The 20,437-nt window shown below is 70.5% G+C and carries 18 protein-coding genes; 16 read left to right on the top strand and 2 right to left on the bottom strand.

The genetic code is table 11. From position 1 onward, the window contains the following. The first annotated feature begins 201 nt into the window (after positions 1-201). The 11 genes from F5972_RS06275 to F5972_RS06325 all read left to right on the top strand — a co-directional run bounded on the left by F5972_RS06275 (position 202) and on the right by F5972_RS06325 (position 12,745). The gene (locus F5972_RS06275) at positions 202-1,764 is read left to right on the top strand and encodes an alpha/beta fold hydrolase (protein WP_150931972.1); all 1,563 of its coding nucleotides are present in this window, start codon (positions 202-204) and stop codon (positions 1,762-1,764) included. A gap of 148 nt (positions 1,765-1,912) precedes the next feature. Beyond that, entirely contained in the window at positions 1,913-2,458 is a 546-nt protein-coding gene (locus tag F5972_RS06280; protein ID WP_225311210.1) for a YbhB/YbcL family Raf kinase inhibitor-like protein, read from the top strand. A gap of 183 nt (positions 2,459-2,641) precedes the next feature. Then, on the top strand, positions 2,642-4,537 hold the full coding sequence (locus F5972_RS06285) for a hypothetical protein (protein ID WP_150931974.1): 1,896 nt from the start codon (positions 2,642-2,644) through the stop codon (positions 4,535-4,537). A gap of 53 nt (positions 4,538-4,590) precedes the next feature. Then, positions 4,591-6,867, top strand: a complete 2,277-nt coding sequence (locus tag F5972_RS06290; protein ID WP_150931977.1) for a SulP family inorganic anion transporter — start codon at positions 4,591-4,593, stop codon at positions 6,865-6,867. Between the two features lie 99 nt (positions 6,868-6,966). Then, on the top strand, positions 6,967-7,977 hold the full coding sequence (locus tag F5972_RS06295; protein ID WP_150931979.1) for an NAD-dependent epimerase/dehydratase family protein: 1,011 nt from the start codon (positions 6,967-6,969) through the stop codon (positions 7,975-7,977). A 120-nt stretch (positions 7,978-8,097) separates the two neighbouring features. Continuing rightward, positions 8,098-8,658 carry a type II toxin-antitoxin system PemK/MazF family toxin gene (locus tag F5972_RS06300; RefSeq protein WP_150931981.1) on the top strand — a complete coding sequence of 187 codons (561 nt, stop codon included), beginning with the start codon at positions 8,098-8,100 and terminating at the stop codon, positions 8,656-8,658. Positions 8,659-8,762: 104 nt separating this feature from the next. After that, complete coding sequence (locus F5972_RS06305; RefSeq protein WP_150931982.1) at positions 8,763-9,047, top strand: YiaA/YiaB family inner membrane protein; 285 nt, start codon at positions 8,763-8,765, stop codon at positions 9,045-9,047. 394 nt (positions 9,048-9,441) lie between these two features. Continuing rightward, on the top strand, positions 9,442-10,422 hold the full coding sequence (locus F5972_RS06310) for a multicopper oxidase domain-containing protein (protein ID WP_150931985.1): 981 nt from the start codon (positions 9,442-9,444) through the stop codon (positions 10,420-10,422). 173 nt (positions 10,423-10,595) lie between these two features. Continuing rightward, a complete protein-coding gene (locus F5972_RS06315; RefSeq protein ID WP_150931987.1) occupies positions 10,596-11,345 on the top strand; it encodes a hypothetical protein in 750 nt (249 codons plus the stop codon). Positions 11,346-11,609: 264 nt separating this feature from the next. Further along, positions 11,610-11,891 (top strand): hypothetical protein, encoded by a 282-nt coding sequence (locus F5972_RS06320; protein WP_150931989.1) that lies wholly within the window; start codon positions 11,610-11,612, stop codon positions 11,889-11,891. A gap of 29 nt (positions 11,892-11,920) precedes the next feature. Further along, positions 11,921-12,745: a S8 family serine peptidase gene (locus tag F5972_RS06325; protein ID WP_191909965.1), complete on the top strand. Its 825-nt coding sequence runs from the start codon at positions 11,921-11,923 to the stop codon at positions 12,743-12,745. A 153-nt stretch (positions 12,746-12,898) separates the two neighbouring features. On the opposite strand, the gene F5972_RS06330 is transcribed toward F5972_RS06325, so the two are convergent. Next, the gene (locus F5972_RS06330; protein WP_191909966.1) at positions 12,899-13,516 is read right to left on the bottom strand and encodes a DUF6461 domain-containing protein; all 618 of its coding nucleotides are present in this window, start codon (positions 13,514-13,516) and stop codon (positions 12,899-12,901) included. 1,071 nt (positions 13,517-14,587) lie between these two features. On the opposite strand from F5972_RS06330, the gene F5972_RS06335 reads away from it, so the two are divergent. From F5972_RS06335 to F5972_RS06345, 3 genes are read left to right on the top strand one after another with little or no spacing between them, the layout of a single operon-like run. Then, positions 14,588-14,779, top strand: a complete 192-nt coding sequence (locus tag F5972_RS06335) for a DUF6229 family protein (RefSeq protein ID WP_208758842.1) — start codon at positions 14,588-14,590, stop codon at positions 14,777-14,779. Between the two features lie 54 nt (positions 14,780-14,833). Next, positions 14,834-15,019, top strand: coding sequence for a DUF6229 family protein (locus F5972_RS06340; RefSeq protein WP_111701617.1), 186 nt, complete (start codon positions 14,834-14,836; stop codon positions 15,017-15,019). Between the two features lie 19 nt (positions 15,020-15,038). Further along, positions 15,039-17,915, top strand: coding sequence for a type 2 lanthipeptide synthetase LanM family protein (locus tag F5972_RS06345; RefSeq protein WP_150931995.1), 2,877 nt, complete (start codon positions 15,039-15,041; stop codon positions 17,913-17,915). Positions 17,916-18,050: 135 nt separating this feature from the next. Here the strand turns inward: F5972_RS06345 and F5972_RS06350 are convergent, their stop codons facing one another. Continuing rightward, positions 18,051-18,668 carry a hypothetical protein gene (locus F5972_RS06350; protein WP_150931998.1) on the bottom strand — a complete coding sequence of 206 codons (618 nt, stop codon included), beginning with the start codon at positions 18,666-18,668 and terminating at the stop codon, positions 18,051-18,053. Here F5972_RS06350 and F5972_RS06355 point away from each other — a divergent pair. Both F5972_RS06355 and F5972_RS06360 read left to right on the top strand, forming a co-directional pair. Next, positions 18,649-19,446, top strand: coding sequence for a maleylpyruvate isomerase N-terminal domain-containing protein (locus F5972_RS06355; protein WP_449843635.1), 798 nt, complete (start codon positions 18,649-18,651; stop codon positions 19,444-19,446). The genes F5972_RS06350 and F5972_RS06355 overlap by 20 nt on opposite strands. Before the next feature lie 363 nt (positions 19,447-19,809). Further along, the gene (locus tag F5972_RS06360) at positions 19,810-20,292 is read left to right on the top strand and encodes a hypothetical protein (RefSeq protein ID WP_150932000.1); all 483 of its coding nucleotides are present in this window, start codon (positions 19,810-19,812) and stop codon (positions 20,290-20,292) included. Positions 20,293-20,437: the final 145 nt, after the last annotated feature.

Raw genomic sequence — 20,437 nt, forward strand, 5'->3', positions numbered from 1 at the left:
CGGTCCGTTCCGGGGACTTTCGCACGCGCGGGGCGCGCCCGCGAGAAAGTTTCACGCGCGGACCGGGGTGAGGTGCCCCGGAACTGCGCGCCCTCCCTTAGAGCCGGTGCCCGGACCGCGGCGGGTGGCGTGCGGTGCGGCACGTCGTCCATGATCCACGGCATTCACGTGATCAGGAGGCCGTGCGGGATGGCGTACCAAATGAGTGGGGCGCGGCGTGTGCTCGTCGCGGTGTTCGCCGCCGGGCTCGCGGTGGTGCTGGCCGCACCACCGGCGGCGGCCGCGCAGGCCGCGGACGGCGCGGTAGCGGCCGAGCGGGGCACAGACAACGCGGCGGCGGCTGGGCCGGGCGCGGACAGTACAGACGGCGCGGCGGGTCGGTTCGGGCGGCAGGAGCTGCATTGGGGCGACTGCGCGGGGGTCGCCGACGCGGCCCTGCGGTGCGCGGAGGTCGCCGTTCCGCTGGACTACCACCGTCCCCACGGCCGGAAAATCACGATCGTCGTCTCACGGCTGCCCGCGACCGACCCCACCCGCCGCCGTGGGGTGCTGCTCACCACAGGTGGCGGCCCCGGCGGGCCGGGCGTCCCGCTGCCGTCGAGCCTGGCTCCTCTGCTGTCCTCCGAGGTGCGGGCGCGTTACGACCTCATCGGCTTCGACATGCGGTTCGTCGAGCGCAGCACGCCCATCGGCTGCGGCCAGGACGTGGAGGAGCCCGGCGGCTACTGGGTCCGCACCGCCACCTCCGGGAGCTTCCCCGCCGACGCGGCCGAGGCCCGCGCGTACGCCCGTGCCTGCGTGCGCGCCGCCGGGTGGGCACTGCCCCACGCCACCACGGCGAACGCCGCGAGGGACATGGACGTCATCCGCGCCGCGCTCGGCGAGGAGAAGATCTCCTACCTCGGCGGCTCCTACGCCGGCATGCTCGGGGCCGTCTACAGCACGTTGTTCCCCCGCCGGGTCGACAGGTTCGTGCTGGACAGCCCGCCCAACCCGGACACGGTCTGGCGGGCGTACGAACTGGCCCGCACCCCGGCCTTCGAGGCAGGGACGGCCGCCTTCGCCGCCTGGACCGCCCAGCGGAACGCCGACTACGGGCTCGGCGACACCGCGCAGAAGGTCACCGACGCCGTCTCGGGGCTCATCCGCCGCGCCCGGACGGCCCCGATCGTCGTGGCGGGCCACGCCTGGGACTTAGGCGAGCTGGGGACGCTGCTGGTGGTGGGCATCTACGACGAGCGGTCCTTCGGCCTCGTCGCGGCGGCCTTCGCCGCCCTCGCCGCGGGGCGGGAGCCGTTCGTGCCGTTCCCCCTGCGCCCGCTGCCCCCGGCCGGAGTGCCCGGCGTGCCCGCCGACAACCACACCGCGACCAACATCGCCTACCGGTGCGGGGACGGGCCCTGGCCGCGCGACCCCCGCGACTACCTGCGCGACCTCGCCTCCTACGGCGAGCGGTATCCGCTGTTCGGGCCGGCCAACGCCAACATCACCCCGTGCGCGTTCTGGCCGCGGATCGAGGACGAGCCGGTGCGGCTGTCGGCCAACCGGTCGCCCGGGGTCCTGGTGACCGCCGCGCTGCGAGACGTGGCCGTGCCGATCGCCAACAGCCGCGCCGTCGCCGCGCGGATCCGCGGGTCGCGCATGGTCACCATCGACGCCCACACCCACGCGCCCTACCCCGCGTACGGCAACGCCTGCCTCAACGGCGCGGTCGACGCCTTCCTCACCACCGGGACGCTGCCGCCCGCCGACGTCACCTGCTGAGCTCCGGAGCGCTCCACACTCACTTTTCGGTCATAGGGATCGTACGGCGAGAAAGCGGAGGTCAACCGGCCAACGCGGGCATGGGCGGGTGTACGGATCATCGCGATGCGGTCGGGGCACCTGTCCAATCCGCGTAGCATCATCGGGCATGGGGTCGCCGAGAAAATCAGCGGTCGCGGGAGCCGCCGTCACGGTGACGGCGCTCATGCTGGCCACGCAGGGCTGTGCGATCATCGGCGGCGGATCGCCGAGGAACCTCGACGTCATCAGCGTGTCCAGCCCGCAGTTCCGCGACGGCGCCCCCCTGCCGCAGGACTACTCCTGCAAGGGGGGGCAGGGGAACCCGCCTCTTCGCTGGTCGGGCACGTCGGGCGCGAAGTCCGTGGCCCTCGTGGTCGACGACAGCAGCACGCATGGCGGTCCGGAGGTGCACTGGGTGGTGTTCGACATCAATCCCGACACGACCGAGCTCGGCATGGACGACGTCCCCCGGGGCGCCCGGCTGGGCAGGACGACGAGCGGGAAGGTGGGCTATACGCCCCCATGCCGGACCGATGGCAGCTACCGTTTCACTGTCTACGCGTTGGACGCCAAGCTCAGCCTCGAGCAGGGTGCCGGCCTCGCGCGGACGCTGGAGAGCATCGCGAGCCACACCATCGCACGTGGACGCCTCACGGCGAACACGATCGAGTGACATGCTGGGCACCGGAGGTAGTCGTGCTACACCAATCTTCACCTAGGGTGTGACAACGGTCATTGTGGTCGAGCAGAATCGGTTCCAATTGCTGAGCGCAGGTGGCCAGAGGGGGCAGGTCGCGTCGATGGCCGCGCGACCTCACCGGCGCCGCAGAAAGGCCATGGCCTTGAAGGTGGTGCTATGACTGCGGTCATTGTCGGTCTTGTCGCCGTCGTGCTTCTCGTGCTGCTGGTCGTGGCGCTGGGCATGCGGTCGATGAACCGCAGAGAGAGCGCTCTCTCTTCCGAGCGCATCAAGGCGATGGCCGAGAACAAGGGTCCCAAGCCACGCCGGCCGGCCGAGGAGACGTTCTTCGAGAGCTTCCCCAAGGGGTTCGACGCCTTCGAGGAGCCCGAGCCCGAGGCCCCCAAGCCGCGGCCCGCGAGCACCCGCCCCGGAAGCCGGCAGGCGCGGCCCGCGCAGCGCGGCGGCAAGCAGCCCGCCGCCACCCGCGGCAAGCGCGGCGTGGACGAGTGGGGCGAGCCGGACGACTACGACGACGACTACTGGTCGCGCGTACGCGCCGACGAGGGCGGCTTCGGCGGCACGATCGCCGCGAGGATGGCCACCCCCCGGCCCGTCAAGGACACCTCCGGCCCGGCGGGCGCGCCTCAGGAGCAGGCGGCCGACGCCGACGCGGTGACCGTGCAGGCTCCCCTGCCCCCGCGCCCCGCGGCCGGTCGCGCCGACGCCCCCGTCCCCGCCTCGGCGATGGCCGAGCAGAAGACCATGACGTTCGCCGCGCCGACGCCCGACCCGCTGGAAGCGGCCGGCTCCCCCGGCACCGGCCCGTTCGACGCCCCCTCGACCGGAGCGACACCGGCCGGTGCGCAGGGTGGCAGGCCGGGCAGGTCCGGCAGGTCGTCGCGAGCGGCCCGCCGCGCCGCGGCCGCCGCTGCCGCCGACTCGGGTCAGCCGAGCGGTTCCTACGACGTCCCCCCCGGCACCGGCCCCTTCCCGGCGTCCGCGGGCACCGGCCCGTTCGGCACGCCGTCGGGCACCGGTGCGTATCCGGCTCCGCAGGGCGCCGACGCCCTGGACGGCGTCCAGGCGAACACCGGCCCGATGGCCGCGTCCGGGGACACCGGCTTCTTCAACCGCGCGGCGGCCACCGGCCCGTTCCCGGCCGCCGGCGGCGCGGGCTCCTACGACGGTCACGCCGCCGGCTCCTACGACGCGGCGACGGCCTCTCCCATCCCGGAGACCGGGACCTTCGTCATGGGCAACTACGACTCGGCCCGCGGCAGCGGCGCGTTCGAGGCGGCCACGCCCCTGGTGCAGCCCCCCGTTCAACCCATTGCCCAGCCCGCCGACGCCCTGGCCGAGCCTGCGCCGCAGAGCGACTTCGACCCGTGGACGGCCCGCCAGCCGGCCCGCGCCGACGCCTACGACCCCTCCCAGGCCTCCACAGGCCCGTTCCCGGCCGCGCGCCCCTCGTACTCCCCCACCCAGGAGCCGGCCGCCGGCACCCCCGTTCCCGGCAACCAGGGCAGTGCCACCGACCCCGGGTGGCCGGTGGCCGGCAGCTATCCTCCGGTCCCCGCCGCCTCGGCTCCCGCTCCGGGCTGGGCGGCAGCCCGGGACGTGCTGGACGACCCCGAGCCGTCGCACGGCTCGTCCTCCTGGCCGAACGCCGAGACCTACCAGACTCCGTCCTACGACGGCTACCAGGCGGACCACACCGGTCAGCCCTCCTATCCGGCCGCGTCGCCGGACGCACCACAGGCCACGCCGTCGTACGAGGTGAACCCTGGCTGGGCGTCGATCGACGCCTCCGACAGCGTGCCGGGCGCCACGCCCGGTTCCGCCTCGCCGTACGAGTCGGCGGGCTACGACGCGCCGTCGGGGCAGAGCCAGTACGGCTACGACCAGCAGCAGGGGTACGGCGGCACGCAGTCGTCGTGGCCCGAGCAGAACATGGGCGGAAGCTGGCCCTCCTACGACGAGCTGTACGGCGACGCCTCCACGTCGGCCGGCGGCCGCCGCCGGGGCAGCCACCGCGACCCCGACACCGACTATCCCGACTACTATCGGTGACTTTGCCGTCTCCTGCCTGGTGACGGGCTTCGTGGCTGACGTATCGTCGGCCCATGACCATCAGTGACGGGACGATCTCGCGTCGTGACTGGAAGTCCGTGCTCCGCCATGACGTGCCCGCCTCAGTCGTCGTCTTCCTGGTGGCCGTGCCGTTGTCACTCGGCGTAGCGGTCGCGTCCGGCGCTCCGCTCGCGGCGGGCCTCATCGCGGCCGTGGTCGGCGGGTTGGTCGTGGGTGCGCTCGGCGGGTCCGTCGTCCAGGTGAGCGGCCCGACCGCCGGGCTCTCCCTGGTCGTCGCGGAACTGGTCCACACGTACGGCTGGCGCGCGACGTGCGCGATCACGGCCATGGCCGGGCTGCTCCAGCTCGGGCTCGGCGCGCTGCGGGTGGCGCGGGCGGCCCTGGGGGTCTCCCCCGCCGTCGTCCACGGCATGCTGGCCGGGCTCGGCGTGCTGATCGCGCTCTCCCAGCTGCACATCGTGCTCGGCGGCAGCCCGCAGCGCTCCGCGCTGGGGAACGTTCTCGAACTGCCCGCCCAGATCGTCAACAACCACACGCACGCCGTGCTGATCGGGGTGCTGACGATCGCGGTCCTGCTGGTGTGGGGCCGGATCCCCCGGCTGCGTGCCGTGCCCGCCCCACTGGCGGCGCTGGTGATCGCGACGCTGACGGCGGGGGTCGCGGGCTGGGACCTGACGAAGGTCGACCTCGGCGGCGGGTTCTCCTCCGTCCAGACGCCGCTCGCGCCGCAGGGCGACTGGCACGCGATCGCCGGGGCCGTCCTGCTCGTCGCCCTCCTGTCGGGGGTGGAGTCGCTGCTGACCGCCGTGTCGTCCAACCGCCTGCACGACGGCCCCCGCGCCGACCTCGACCGCGAGCTCACCGCGCAGGGCGTGGGAAACGTGGTGTCCGGCGTGCTCGGCGGCCTGCCGGTGGCGGGGGTCGTCGTCCGTACGACCACGAACGCGCGGGCGGGCGCCCGCAGCCGCTGGTCCACGGTCCTGCACGGCGGGTGGGTGCTGCTGTTCACCACGGCCTTCGCCTGGATGATCGCGCTGATCCCCCTGGAGGCGCTCGCGGCGCTGCTGCTGTTCATCGGCGTGCAGATGGTCAACCTCGGGCACGTGCGGAACCTGCGCAACCACCGCGAGGTGCCGGTGTACGTCGTGACGATGGCCGGGGTCGTGCTGATCGGGCTCGCCGAGGGCGTGGCGATCGGCCTCGCGCTGGCCGCCCTGCTCGCCCTGCGCCGGCTCGCGTGGGTCTCGGTCGACGTGCGCCAGGACGGCGAGCGCCGCTGGCGGGTCGTCGTCACCGGATCGCTGACGTTCCTCGGCGTGCCCCGGCTGACCGAGGCGCTGCGCGCCATCCCGGCGGGGTCGGCGGTGGAGCTCGACCTGCACCTCGACTTCATGGACAACGCCGCCTTCGTGGCGCTGCACGACTGGCGGCTGGAGCACGAACGCGCCGGCGGCGAGGTCGACGTGGACGAGACGCACGGCGAGTGGTACTCCGCCGCGATCAACGGAGCCCGGCTCTTCCCCGCGAGGATCCCGCCCCGGCACGACCGCTGGTGGCTGCCCTGGGCCTACCGGCGCCCCGATGGCGCGCACTCGTACGGGTCCTTCGAGGTGATCGAGGCGGACGGCGGGAGCGCCGCGGGCGACGGCGACGCCGTGATCTGCGAGCCGCAGGGCGTGCCCGACCTCCTGAAGGGAACGCGGGAGTTCCAGCGCAGGACGGCGCCGATGGCCCGTCCCCTGTTCACCCGGATGGCCCGCAAGCAGTCGCCGTCGCACCTGTTCATCACCTGCGCCGACTCGCGGATCGTGCCCAACATCATCACCGCGAGCGGCCCCGGCGACCTGTTCACGGTGCGCAACATCGGCAACCTCGTGCCGAGGGCGGGCGCGGTCCCGCCGGACGACTCGATGGCGGCGGCGATCGAGTACGCCGTGAACGTGCTGGAGGTCCGCACGATCACCGTCTGCGGGCACTCCGGGTGCGGCGCGATGGCCGCCCTGCTCGGCGAGCTGCCCGACCTGCCGGCGCTGCGCGCCTGGCTGCGGCACGGACGGCAGAGCCTGGCCCGGTTCGTCGCCGCCGGGCCCGGGCAGGACGCCGACGACGCCGGGCCACTCGACCGGCTGTGCCGGATCAACGTCATCCAGCAGCTCGACAACCTGCGGACCCACCCCCTCGTGGACGCGCGCGTACGGGCGGGCAGGCTGGAGCTCACGGGCCTGTACTTCGACATCGGCGCGGCCCGGGTGCACGCCCTGGAGCAGGAGCGCTTCACCCCGGTCCCGGAGCTGCGCACCACCGGCTGAGACGCACCGGCCGTCAATCCGCTTGCGCTCTCAGCGGACGATGTCCGCCGATCGTGAAACCGGGCGGACGCCGCGCGCCGCAGCGCCAAGGATGACCGTATGAAGATTCTGGTCATCGGTGGTTCGGTGTTCCTGGGCCGGGCCATCGTGGAGGAGGCGCTCCGGCGCGGTCACGAGGTCACGACGTTCAACCGGGGCAGGAGCGGGACGGACCTGCCGGGTGTGGAGGCGGTGCGCGGCGACCGCGAGGTCACCGGCGACCTGCGGCGGCTCGCCGACGGCAGGCAGTGGGACGCGGTCGTCGACGTCTGCGGGTTCGTCCCCCGCGTCGTCCTGGAGTCGGTGCGGGCGCTGTCCGGGCACGCCCCGCACTACACGTTCATCTCCAGCATCTCGGCGTATCCGGACTGGCCCGACAAGACGGGTCTCGACGAGACCTTCCCCATCCACGAGTGTCCCCCGGACGCGGACGCCGAGTTCGGCGACTACGGCGTGCTCAAGGCCGGCTGCGAACGCGCGGTCGAGGAGCACTTCGACGGCGCCGCCCTGGTCGTCCAGCCCGGCCTCATCCTCGGCCCGCACGAGAACGTCGGCCGGCTGCCCTGGTGGCTCCACCGCATCTCCAAGGGCGGCCGGGTGCTCGCGCCCGGCGACCCGGCGCTGCCGATCCAGCTCATCGACGCCCGCGACATCGCGGCGTTCACGCTCGACCAGGCGGCCGCGGGCACGACGGGCCGCTACATGACGGGCGGGGTGCCCGGCGAGGCCACGTTCGGAAGCTGGCTCGGCGACTGCGTGCAGGTCACCGGCTCCGGCGCGGAGCTCGTCTGGGCCGACGACGACTTCCTGACCGCTCAGGGCGTGGAGCCGTGGACCGAGCTTCCGCTGTGGTACCCGGGCGCGGACGGTCTCGGCGTGTGGACCCACTCCTCCGCCAAGGCCGTCGCCGCCGGTCTCACCTGCCGCCCGTTGCGCGAGACGGTGCGCGACACCTGGGAGTGGCTGAAGGACATCCCGGAGGAGCGGCGCAGCTTCCGCGGCGTACGGGTGGGCAGCGGCATCGACCCCGACAAGGAGCGCCGCGTGCTCGCCGCCTGGGACGCCCGCTGACGCGCTCCCCGGCCGTCGGGTGGTCCGCTCACTGAAGGGGCATCACGGACGACCACGGCCACATCGGGCGCAGGGGTCAAGGGGTCTCCCGGGACGCGGCTGGGCCTTAGGCTGTCGGGCATGCTCTGGGTGGCTCTTCTGATCGTGGCCGTACTGATCGTGCTCGCCGCGCTGGTCGCGTCCGGACGTGTCCGCCAGGCGTCCCGCGGGCCCGCCCGCGGGACGTCGCGCCGCCGGCCCGCACCGCGCCCCTCGGGCGGAACGGCGCGGCCGTCAGGGGGCGCCCGGCCCGGTGCCCGGCCCTCCTCCCGTACGGCCCGTGGCGGAACCCGGACGGGCGCCGCCGCCGGCGAGGGCACCGGCCCGCGGCCGGGTGAGATCTGGTGGGCCGACGTGCCGTACGAGGACGGGCCCGGGCACAAGGTGCGTCCCTGCGTGGTGCTCAGGACGTACCGCGGCGGCGCGGAGGTCCTGAAGATCACCAGCCAGGACCGGAGCGACCGCTCCGACCACGTCGAGATCCCCACCCGCACGTGGGACCCGGGCGCGGACCACAACAGCTTCCTCGACCTCACCGGGCCGGTCCGGGTGCCCTCCGCCTCGTTCGACGACAGGGCGGGCACCCTCGACCCGCGCGTCTGGCGTCAGGTCTGCCGGCTCCACGAGATCTCCCCGAACTGAGCTCCGCCTCCGGCGGCCGGCCGCCCGGCTGAGAGATCGTACTCACCGGTAACTGAGTATCGGCGCTCATGCCCGGGCGGCGCGGGACACGCAGCATGGGCGGCATGACGAAACCCGTGAAGAGCACGACGACCACGGCCTTCTACCTGCAGGCCGTCATCTCGTTCGTGATCTCCCTCGCCGGCCTGGCCGCCGGGATCCTCTACCTGCCCGTCACGACCTGGGTGCGGTCGTTCCTCGCCCTCGGGCTGATGTACGTGGTGACCTCGACCTTCACGCTGGCCAAGTGCGTGCGGGACCGCCAGGAGGAGGCGACGGTCGTCAGCCGCGTGGACCAGGCCAGGCTCGACAAACTGCTCGCCGAGCACGACCCCTTCCGCGCCGACTGAGCGGCCTCCGCGCGTGCAGCCGCCACGCGCTCCCGCACGGCTTCCGGATCAGCCTGGACCAGCCACGTAGACGACAGAATGCGACAGTGCGACGACAGAACGGAGCCATCTCACACCACTTCAAGCGAGAATGTGACGAAGTGTCATCACTTTATCCCCAACTTATTGACTTTCCTCGCCCACTATCGCCTAATTCGATCGAAAGTGTCACCCGGTGCCGTCGAAAGCATCGGGCGCCCGTCTCGTCCCGCCTGGTTCCAGGGCCGGACCATGCCCGTGGTCCGGCCCCGGCGTCACGCCGCGAGGCCCGGCCCCGCCGCCGGCCCGTGGCCACGCGCCTCGCGGACGGGGCCGCATAACGGATTGGGGAACCATGACCGAGGTAGGCAGAGGAATGACGCGGAGCGTGTTCTCCCGGCGCGCCTTCACCACGGCGGCGACGGCCGCCGCGATAGCACCGCTGGTCGTGTCGGCTCAGGCCGACGCGGCGCCCGTCGGCAGGACCGCGCCACCGCCCGCCGACCCCGGCAAGCCGCGCCGCATCACCCTCTACGTGGAGAACCTGCCGAACGGCGAGATGGGCTACGGACTCGCGCCGGGCAAGGCCACGATCCCCGGACCGCTCATCGAGATGGTCGAGGGCGAGACCCTCGAAGTCGAGCTGGTGAACAACGCGGACGTCACCGCCAGCCTCCACGTGCACGGCGTGGACTACGAGACCAGCAGCGACGGCACGCGGATGAACGACAGCGTGGTCGCGCCGGGCGCCCGGCGCGTCTACGTCTGGCGCACCCACGCGCCGGGCCGCCGCCCCGGCGGGACCATCGAGCCCGGCAGCGCGGGCTACTGGCACTACCACGACCACGTGGTCGGCACCGACCACGGCACGGGAGGAATCAAGAAGGGCCTCTACGGCCCGCTGGTGGTCCGCCGCAAGGGCGACACGCTGCCGGACAAGACCTTCACCGTCGTCTTCAACGACGTGAAGATCAACAACCTCGCGGCCGGGCCGCACTTCCTCGCGAAGATCGGCGAGCGGGTCGAGTTCATCGTGATCACCCACGGGAGCGTCTTCCACACGTTCCACATCCACGGCCACCGGTGGGCCGACAACCGCACCGGCCTGCTGGAGAGCCCCCAGGACCCGAGCCGGATCATCGACACGAAGACCACCGGCCCGGCCGAGTCGTTCGGCTTCCAGGTGATCGCGGGAGAGCGTGTCGGTCCGGGCATGTGGATGTACCACTGCCACGTCCAGAGCCACTCGGACATGGGCATGGCCGGGGTCTTCATGGTGTCCGACCAGAACGGGAACGTGCCGGGCGGCCACGACATGGGTGGCGGTTCCGGCGGCGGCATGGACATGTCCCACTGAGGCACACCGGTTCCCGCCCGACCACGCACCCGGCCTGACGCGAGCAGGTCCGTCGCGACCGTCAGGCGGTACGCGACGCGACGGCGCCCCCGGCCCTCTCGCCGGAGGGACGGGGGTGCCTCGCCGATGGAGCACGCCGCCGCGGACGTGAGGCGGATCAGTACGGTATGGCCGTGACTGGTGACCACCTTCGCGCCGGGCAGGCGGCGACCGCCTCCACCGGCGCCCAGCCGGCCCTGGACTACTACGTGATCACGCCCGAGGCGGGGGCCGGCGCCGTACGGGCGGAGGGTCTCGTCGTCGAGGAGTTCGTCTTCACCGGCGACCATCGGACCATCGGCCTGAACACCGCCACGTGGAGCACGGACGACCGCGCCTGGCAGAGCTCGGCGGTCTTCGGGCGGGCCATGCGCGAGGATCCGCGACTGCGCGCCCGCGTGGTCGCCGTCGGCCGTACGGACGCCGAGACCACGTATCGCCGCCTCGGGGGAGGCGCACTTCGCGGCGAGGCGGCGCTGCGGGAGTGCTTCCGCGACACCCTGGCCCTCCCGGACTCCGCTCCCCTGCGGCTCGGCCCGGAAGAGGGCTCCGACGGGTTCCCGGATCCCCGGATCTACCGCGTCCTGTTCGCGGGCGACCTTCGGCCCCCCGGTCTCGCCCGCCTCGCCCCGGAGGTCGTCACGCTCGCCGAGGACGCCGGCGACTCGCGTACCCGGATCGCCGGCAGGGGCGGGCTGCGGACGGCGCGGGACGTCTTCACCTGGGAACTGCGCCGCATCGGGCCCGGCGTCGCCTGCTGCGTCGATCTCACGGCGCGCCTGGGCACCACATCCGACGACGCCCTCCGGCCACTGCTCCGGAGACTGACGACGGCGATACGTCACACGGGCCCGATCCCCGTGACCATCGAACGCTTCTCATGATTCTCACAAGCGGAAATATCACCCAATCTCGCCATTAGTGCCCATTTCCGGAGCAATGACAGAAGGGCCGCTGAAAACCTTCTCCGCGGAAACCGTGGATACCCCCGAAGAAGATGTGATATAGATCCTTTCACATTGGTTCTGGATGGATCTGGGCTCTGGAGCGGCAGCGTGGGCAAAGGGCGTAAGGGCGAGAAAACCAACAGAACCAGGATTTCGATCACGTACACCGCGCTTATCATCACCGGCCTTCTCCTCGCCGTCGTGGGGGCCGTGGTGGCGATACTGGGCCTGGGCGGGGTCGTCGAGTTCAAGGGCGAGGTCGCCGGAGCCAAGGCGGAGACCACGAGCGTCGGACTCGCGGTGCTGGTGGTGGGCGCACTGCTGGCGGGAATCGTGGCCGTCAAACTGCCGGCACAGGTGACCGTTCTGGGAGACGGCGGCCGGAGCGGCTTCACCGAGTGGTTCTCCGAGTTCGGCGTCAGGCTCTGCGCGGTTCTGGTGGCGGCCGGCGTGGTCCTTCTGATCATTTCCCTCTTCGCCTAGGCCGGCACATGTCGTGGGTCACGGCTCATATGGATGAGCGCATTGTCGAGATCGCCGGAGACGAGGGCAGCTCACCCGGCAGATATATGCGGTACGTTTTCGACGACGACACCGGCACGTACCTCCGTCCGGCGGACACGGAGCAGATGCTCGCCTTCCGCGAGCGGGGCGTGAAGACGGCGTACATGCAGGCGCAGGCGGGAGCCGGATTCGACGCGGACGCGTTCGAGGCCGCCTGGCCGGGAATCTGGCGTGAACTGACGAGGAAGCGCCAGGAACCCACGCCCGAGTATTTCGCCATCGTCGACACGGGCCTGCTCTCCCGTCACCCCCTTCTGCGCGGGCTGATCGTGGACGGGACGAACCTGACCACGGAGCCCGACGGCGAGGACACGAACGGCCACGGAACGATGGTGGCGCTCATCCTGGCGGACGGCCTGACCCGCCGGCCGCGTCTGCTCAACGTGAAGGTCGCCGACGGAAACGGCCACGCGACCCCCCGCGACCTCGTCAAGGGCATTGAATGGGTCCGCGACTTCGCGCGGAAGACCTCGTCGCCGGTGTGCGTCAACATCAGCCTCGGCTGTTACTCACGCCGCTGGGGATTGGTCGCCTGCGACGGCACCTGCGATCTCTGCGAGGCCGCCGTGACGGCGGCCGGAGACGTACGGATGATGACGGTCGCCGCCGGCAACGAGCCGAACAAGACGACATGCCCCGCCATGGCCGGCTTACGAGGGCGGGCCGGCAACATCTTCGCCGTGGCCCAGCTCGGATGGGACCGCAGCGGAGTCGGAACGGTCGCCATGCCCGTCGGCATGCAATGGGTCCCCTGCGAGGAGACCGACGAATAGGCCCAGCACCCCACCCCTCGCACCGTCTCTCGAAATGCGCAGTTCCCGGCAGCGGTGCGCGACCCGACGAAAGGGTGTGCCGTCCGGGTGCCGGCGTATTCCTGGTGTGAGGGTCACGGAGATGGTCAGACAGAGGCGGGATCGGCGGAGGGCTTACCGAGGGTCGTCGGGTACGGGAGAGGTGATGACCCCGCCGAGCAGAGCGTCACTCTCAACCATGTCCCGGTGGAACAGGACCCCGGAGAGCCGGCTGGCCAGCGCGAGCGCGGGAGCCACTGTCTCGCGCCGGTACCGGGACTCCTCCTGTGGGCCCGAAGGCGTGAGTCCGAGCTCGCGCAGGTCGGCGTTCAGGGCGTCAGGCCGCGCTCCCCAGCGTTCCCGGGGCCAGTCCGGCCGGAAAGCCGTGCGCAGTTCGCCCTCGACCGCATGCGCGAAGTGGTGGGATGCGGCGTAGTCATGCCGCATGACGGAAACCGCCTCACCTCCCCGGGACAGCTCCCGCAACGTCTCTGGCCGGTTGCCTTCCCAACCGCAGGCCTCGAAGGCGAGCGTCCATCCGTTCACGTGGGTCACGACGACCAGGTCGGACTCTCCGTCGGTCTCCTCGACACGCTCCCAGATCCCCTCCCAGTCGTACGGCCGCATGTCCGCCTGGGCGATTCCGAACCTGCGCAACGTCTCCCGCTCATCGTGTCCGCGGACGAACGTGACCGTGTATATGTCCTCCCAATCGTTCTGCCAGGAATAGTCGTCAGCGGTGACGGGTGGCATCAGCTTCATCCCTTCGGTTCTTCCCTGACCTCTCGATCAGGCTGACCGAGCAACGAATGATAGTCATATCCGAGCTCGTCAAGACGGGTGCGGACCCACCGAGCACTCGGGCCGTCCGCTCCTTGTAGAAGGTGTCGGCGGATCCTGAAAACTGGTTCTGGCACCAAATCTGTGATCTTCCCGCGCTCAGCTGCCGGTATTGGCAAGGGGCTGCGCGTGGACCGTTTCCCTGTCTGAATCGCGCGCCACTGCCAACTGGCCCCCAACCTGTGGTCTTGACCCGCAAGGAGAGGCGCCTGCGCGAGGAGACCGGCTGATCCTCGAGCGCAACGGCGACGTGCTGTTCCGGCTCAACTTGCGCAGGAGCCGGCAGATCGTCTGTCATCCAAGAGCTGCCGGTATCCCGCCCCAGTCGTGCGGAGGAGACCTTAGGCGGCGACCGCGGCCAGGGCTGCTGCCCAGATCACCGGAGGCACGGCGACCACACGACCAAGGCCCCGGACCGTGAGCGAACGGCCGCGTAGCGCCCAAGTGGTGGATCATGTGCTGCGCCTGGAGGGAGGGGCGCCCGGGCCGGGGCGGCGCGCTACCGGAGGGCTGTATTCACAAATCGCGATAATTGCCGCCCGGAATATGTGGAGAATCTCCGGTACATTGGTGGGAAATATCGCAGGACGCCCGCGGCCGGGGCTGTTCGCCGCCGTCTGCCGCGCTCCCGAACAGCGGAAACATTCTCACGGCCTCCCCTTCCGTATCAAAGCGGTTCGCTGGGTCGTCCCGCACATAAGCGCCGTCGCCGAGGTGGTGGTCATGGCCCGTTACGGGACGAAACCCCCCTGACGTGCGCTGTCGTCCCCTTGGTGGGCGTGAGCGGGTGGTGTGGAGGGTGGCCGGTCTCGCTCGCGCGTTCCGGACATCCCGTCGGCGTCTAGGCAAGCTCCGTCACAGTCAACCGCAGCTTTCGCCATTTCTGCTGAATGCCGACAAGTCTACGTTTCGCTCGCTATGTATTGATTTTTTCGATCGGCTGACTAACGCTGATCGGGACGCCTGGTCATGGAGGGAGTAAGAATGCCTGTCACCCTGGATCGCTCTGAGGAGATCGTCTCCGCGTGGCGCAGCGGAGCCGACGTCGAGGGCTGGGACAGCCCGGCCGGTCCGCTGTTCATCGGCGAGTACGCCGAGTCGGAGATCACGCTGACGGCCCTGGACACGCGGAGGCCGAGCTCGTGCACGGGCGCCAACACCATTCCCTGCTGCTGATCGCACCTACCCGGTCAATGCGGACCAGAACGCACAGTCACGAAGGGAGTAGCAATGCCTCTCACACTGGATCGCTCTGAGGAGATCGTCTCCGCGTGGCGCAGCGGAGCCGACGTCGAGGGCTGGGACAGCCCGGCCGGTCCGCTGTTCATCGGCGAGTACGCCGAGTCGGAGATCACGCTGACGGCCCTGGACACCCGGCTGGCGAGCTCGTGCACCTGCAGCCGCTTCTGCTGCTGATCAAGGAAGGATGATCCGAATGGCCGGGGACTTCGACCCGTCGCTGGACTTTTTGACCGCACCGGCGCTGGCCGGGCTGTCCGCCACGCTGGGATCGATCCCCGGCCTCACGGAGGCGGAGGCCCGGCTGATATGCCGGAGAACCGCCGAAGCGCTGGAGGAGACCGTCCGCCTCAAGGTCAACAGGGTCCTGCTGCTGGAACTCAACGCCGCCAGGATCAGCGGAAGGCTGACCGCCGAGACACCGCAGCTGCGGTGGCAGGAGTGGAAGGCGACGGCCGCGACGCCCGAGTTCTGGCTGTCCCTGACCGGGCACTACCCCACGATGCTGTCCAGGCTCGGCACGCTCATCGACAACAGGTGCGCCGCGGCCGTGGAACTGGCCCGCAGGTTCGCCGCCGATCGCGCGGCGCTCACCACACTGCCCGGCGGTCTCCGAGGCGAGCTGGTCGGCGTCGACTTCGGGGCGGGAGACAGCCATCGCGGAGGGCACAGCGTCGCCGTCCTGCACGGCTCGCAGGGCAAGGTGGTCTACAAGCCCCGGTCCCTCGCCGTGGACGAGGCGCTGGCGCGGCTGATCGACCGCCTGGCACCCCAGCTGCCCGCCGGCAGCCGCATCCGGGTACCCGACGTGCTGATTCGCCAGGGGTACGGCTGGGCGGAGCACATCCAGCACCGCTACTGCGCCGACGAGACGGAGCTGCGGTCCTTCTACCGCGGTGTAGGGCACTGGCTGGCGCTGATGCGGCTGATCGGCGGCAGCGACCTGCACATGGAGAACCTCATCGCGGCCGGTCCCGCGCCCGTCGTCGTCGACTGCGAGACGCTCTTCACCCCGCACGTCCCGGCCAAACCGTCCGGATACGGCAACGCCGTCGACCAGGCGACCGACCTGCTCAGCGGATCGGTGCTGCGCACCGGACTCCTTCCCGGACGCGGCGTCTCGCTCGCCTGGCGCGGCGTCGACATGTCCGCCGTCGGGGGCCTGCCCGGCCAGCAGCCGTACACGCAGGTGCCGGTCGTGGTCGACGCCGGCACGGACGTGGCGAGATTGGGAATGGAACGGGTCGAGCTGGGAGCGGTGAGCAACCACCCGAGCCCCGATCCGATCCTCGTCCACTACTGGGACCTGGTGCTGTCCGGATTCACCGAGCTGGTCGAGCACCTCGACATGCTGGATCGGCGGGGTGAGCTCGCCGGGCTGCTCACGGACTTCGCCGACCGTCAGATCCGGGTCGTGCTCCGCGCCACCGAGGCGTACGCCGAGCTGGCCCGCATGTTGTGGCACCCGGCCTCACTGCACGACGAGCCGACCGCGAGGGGCAAGGCGGCGGGGTTGCTGGCCCAGCATGCCGAGAACCTGCCCGGCGCGCCGTCAAACCCCGAGGTGATCGACGCCGAGGTGGCCGAGTTGCTGGTCGGCGACATCCCCTTCTTCGCCACCACCCCTGCTCGCGGCCGTCTGGATGGTCCTGGCGGAACCTCGTACGGAGACGAGCAGGACCTCATCGCGGACGCGCTGCGGCGCTGGCGCGACCGCGACGCGGCCCTGGACCGCGAGGTGATCCGGTCCGCTCTGGTCAGCGCCTACCTCAATGAAGGGTGGATGCCTGCCAACAAGCGTATGACCGTGCCTCTCATCCGGCACCAGGACCTCGAGCGGCGCCGGCGCCGGATCACGGCCGGGATCGCCCGCAGCATGCTTGACACGGCGGTCCGGGGCGACGACGGCACCGTCACCTGGACCGCGCCGGTGCTCACCTCAGACGGCTGGTTCGTACAGTCGCTGTCTCCCGACGTGTACGGCGGGGCGTACGGGGTCGCCATCACTCTGGCCGCCTACGTGAGTGAGACCGGGCAGGGCAGGGCCGACGAGGTGCCGGGGCTGGACGGGCTGCTCGCCGATCTCCTCCATACGATCAGGCTGGCCGAGGAGCGCGACGCGGAGGCACGCCGCACCGGCCCGCGGCGCCGCCCCGCCACCCCAGGCGGCTATGTCGGCATCGGCTCGCAAATCTGGAGCTGGCTGCTGCTGCGCAGGCTGGGCACCGTCGGCTCGGAGGAGGCGGTCGCCCGGGCCGGCGCCCTGGCGGGGCAACTTCCCGAGGCGGTGGCCGCCGACGGGGTGTACGACCTGCTCACCGGCATGGCAGGCGCCATCGTGCCGTTGCTCCGCCTGTCGGAACAGACCGGTGACCAGCAGTGGTCCACGCAGGCCGACCGCATCGGGGAGCGCCTGCTCTCACTGGCCCACATCGATGACCGGGGAGCACGCTGGCCCAGCACCGCCTTCCCACAAGGGTTAGGCGGGGTCTCACACGGCGCCACCGGGATCGCCTGGGCGCTGGCCCGGCTCGCCGACAGTGCCACGGCCGGCGCTGCGGACTTCCGCGCACTTGCAGACAGGGCCTTTCTGTACGAGGAGTCACTGTACGACCCGGCGGAGAAGGGCTGGCGTGACCTGCGTGAAACGGACGACCACCGCGTGACCTCCAGCGCATGGTGCCACGGAGCCGCCGGCATCGGCCTCGTCGCGGCCGACCGGCTGGCCCGCGAAGGTGACCCGCGCTGGGCGGACGTGCTGCGCCGGGCCGCCGCGTCGTCCTGGTCGAGGGGCATCGGCTGGAACCACACGCTCTGCCACGGAGACCTCGGCACCTGGGAAATCGTGCGCCGCGCGATCGATGTGGGTGTCGGGCCCGAAGAGCTGACTCCGGAGTACCTCGCCGCGTACATGATCGGCAGCATGGACGAGCACGGCCCGGTGAGTGGCCTTTCACGTGACGCCTTCAGCCCAGGTCTGATGCCGGGAGTGGGCGGCATGCTCTACCAACTACTACGCCTGCACCCCGACACCTCCCTCCCCTCCATCCTGCTCCCTGACCCGGAGAACTGACCGCCCCGTCTCCTCTCCTGCCCGCCCCGGTTCTTCTTGCCGCGGTGCGCTCTACGAAAGTCGGAGTGGTTCAATCAGAGTGATCCTTACAGCTCCTGACAGAAAGCGCCTGAAACGAGGCCGCGACAGCCAGGCTCAGGGGCGTCTGACGGATGCGAAGGTGAAGGCGTCCCGGAATGCGGCGCTCGGGTGGGCCCGGCGCACGGCCACCAGCACCGGCTCAGGGTGGATGCCGAGATCGTTCCACAGGTGAAAGCAGATAAGCGGGTCCTGCGGCCGGTCACTGGCGTAGCCCAGCGTCTTGGGATAGTGGGGGCTGGTGCCGCCGAACAGGATGGACGGCTCGCCGAAGCGCTCGCGCAGGTGGCTCCAAGAGGCGCCGGTGCGACAGGTGGCGGCGATGCCGTCGCGCATCGCGTTGTAGTCATCAGGAGGCAGGCGATGGTCCAGGTGCAGCCAGTTGCGGCTGTAGGCCAGGTCCGCATAGACGGAGGCCATGGCGTCCTCGGTGCCGTCGCCGAGGACCGTGGCCAGAGCACCGGTCACGCCGACGCCGTTCGATCCGCCGCGTTCACGCAGGTTGTCCATGTCTGCGGCCCAAGCTTGCTCGGTACCGCAGGCGACGGCGACCGCGTCCAGGTAGAGGCGGACGGCGACCTCTCCGCCGTGCATGCCCGGTCGCCGCAGAGCGGAGTTCGCCTGGGCGAGCAGATAGGCGCGTACGGTCTCCAGGGTGGGCTCGCTCACGCTCACGGCACTCAGCATAGGCTCGCTACTGGCGTGGCAAGCTGAGGTGGCGCCAGCAGATCAGGGCGCAGCCGATGCTGAGGAAGGCGAGGTGGATGTCCTCGTGGCGCCGAAATACCGTACCGACGTGGATCTCTTCACGCGTTCGTGGACGGCGTTGCGCAGGGCGGTCGCCGAACTTCCGGATGAGGCCTTCGCCCAGCGGTCGGGCTGCGTCGGCTGGCTCGTGCGGGATCTGGTGTGCCATCTGGTCCTCGACGCACAGGATGTCCTGATCACACTGGCGACCCCTACGGAAACGGAACCGACCCGCGACGAAGTGACGTACTGGGAGGTCTCCACGACGCCGCCGGCCGGTGATGATCCGCTCGACGCGCTGGTCGTCCGGCTGGCCGCCGCGTACGAGGAGCCATGGCTGCTCAAGTTCCATCTTGACGATGTCGGCTCCGCCGCAGGCCGCGCCGCTGAACTCGCCGACCCGGACCTCCGGGTCGGGACCCGCGGCGAGGTCCTCACCGTGGCCGCGTACCTGTCCGTGTACGTCATGGAGTGGACGCTGCACCACCTCGACCTGGTCGCGTACCTGGCGGACGTGCCGGAACCGCCCGTGGAGGGGCTTGCCCGGTCTCGCGAGATGCTGGAGAGGATCGCGGGGAGCGCGTTTCCCCCGTCGTTCTCAGACAAGGACGCGCTGCTGGTCGGCACCGGACGGCGGGCCGTGACAGACGCGGAGAGGAATGAACTGGGCGAGCTGGCCACGAGGATCCCGCTCGTCCTCGGATAGCCATACGAACGCGATCGGCGCGGTCCGGCAGCGGCATCGCGCATGCCGGTCCTCAAGGGGCGGCTGGTGGACGAGTCGGCCTGTAGGCCGGGTTCTAATTCCGCATGCTCGCTACCTGCACGGATTCGCTCTGCACCATAAGCAACCTGCAAAAACGCTTCCGTTCGTTGTCATCGCTTGCCAACGTTCTCCGTAGCCATGTGCCCCCGAAGTGCCCCGGCTCCTTCATGCCCACAAGCCTGGCTTCAGACTCTCGACAAGATCCAGTCACATGCAAGCTTGCTCCTGTGTTGACTCCTACACGCGATCGACGAGGGGTAGCATCGTCGCGCCTAACCTGCCCCCTCGTGTTAAGGACAGGCGATGTCCCGCCTGATTGACAGCCTCACGGACGTGATCACCGTCGAGTATCGACAGGTTATGATCATGGACCTCGATGGAGCGAACGGAGTACCGGAAGGGGCCGAGGACCTCTGGGAACTCTCAGACCGCGCGAACGTGACCAACTGGTTCATCGCCACGGCGAACGTCGGCATTATCACCAGTGAGGCGGATGACTGGCACAGGGTCGAGGTCACGCTGGAGCTCTGGGATGGAGAACCGCCGGCCGATCACGCCCTGTGGGCCAGAAGTGAGACGGTAGAGCTGTACTCGAGTTCCGGCAAGCTGCGTATGGTCGGACCCTTTGGTAACTCCTCCGGCAAACTCATTGACCTCCGCCAAAAAGCTCGGAACTGGCTCGTGCGTGCAAATGTCCGCCCTAGTCCCGGTGCGCGCTACCCGGAGGAGCAGCCTCCCGAAGGACTTGAGACGTACCGCCTGCAATTCTGGCCCGCACTGCCGTGACACGCTTGCTTATCAGGTAACGGTGGCAGGTGTCCGAACTCGTCAGATGCGTCCTCTAGCTGCGGTGACTGTCCACCGCTGTCCACCAGCGTCCAAGGCCGTTCGTCGACGTTGTCACACACTTGGTCACGCAGTGAGCCTTGCT

Origin of the sequence: Microbispora cellulosiformans, from assembly GCF_008728085.1 — a bacterium.
Taxonomy (GTDB): Bacteria; Actinomycetota; Actinomycetes; order Streptosporangiales; family Streptosporangiaceae; genus Microbispora; species Microbispora amethystogenes.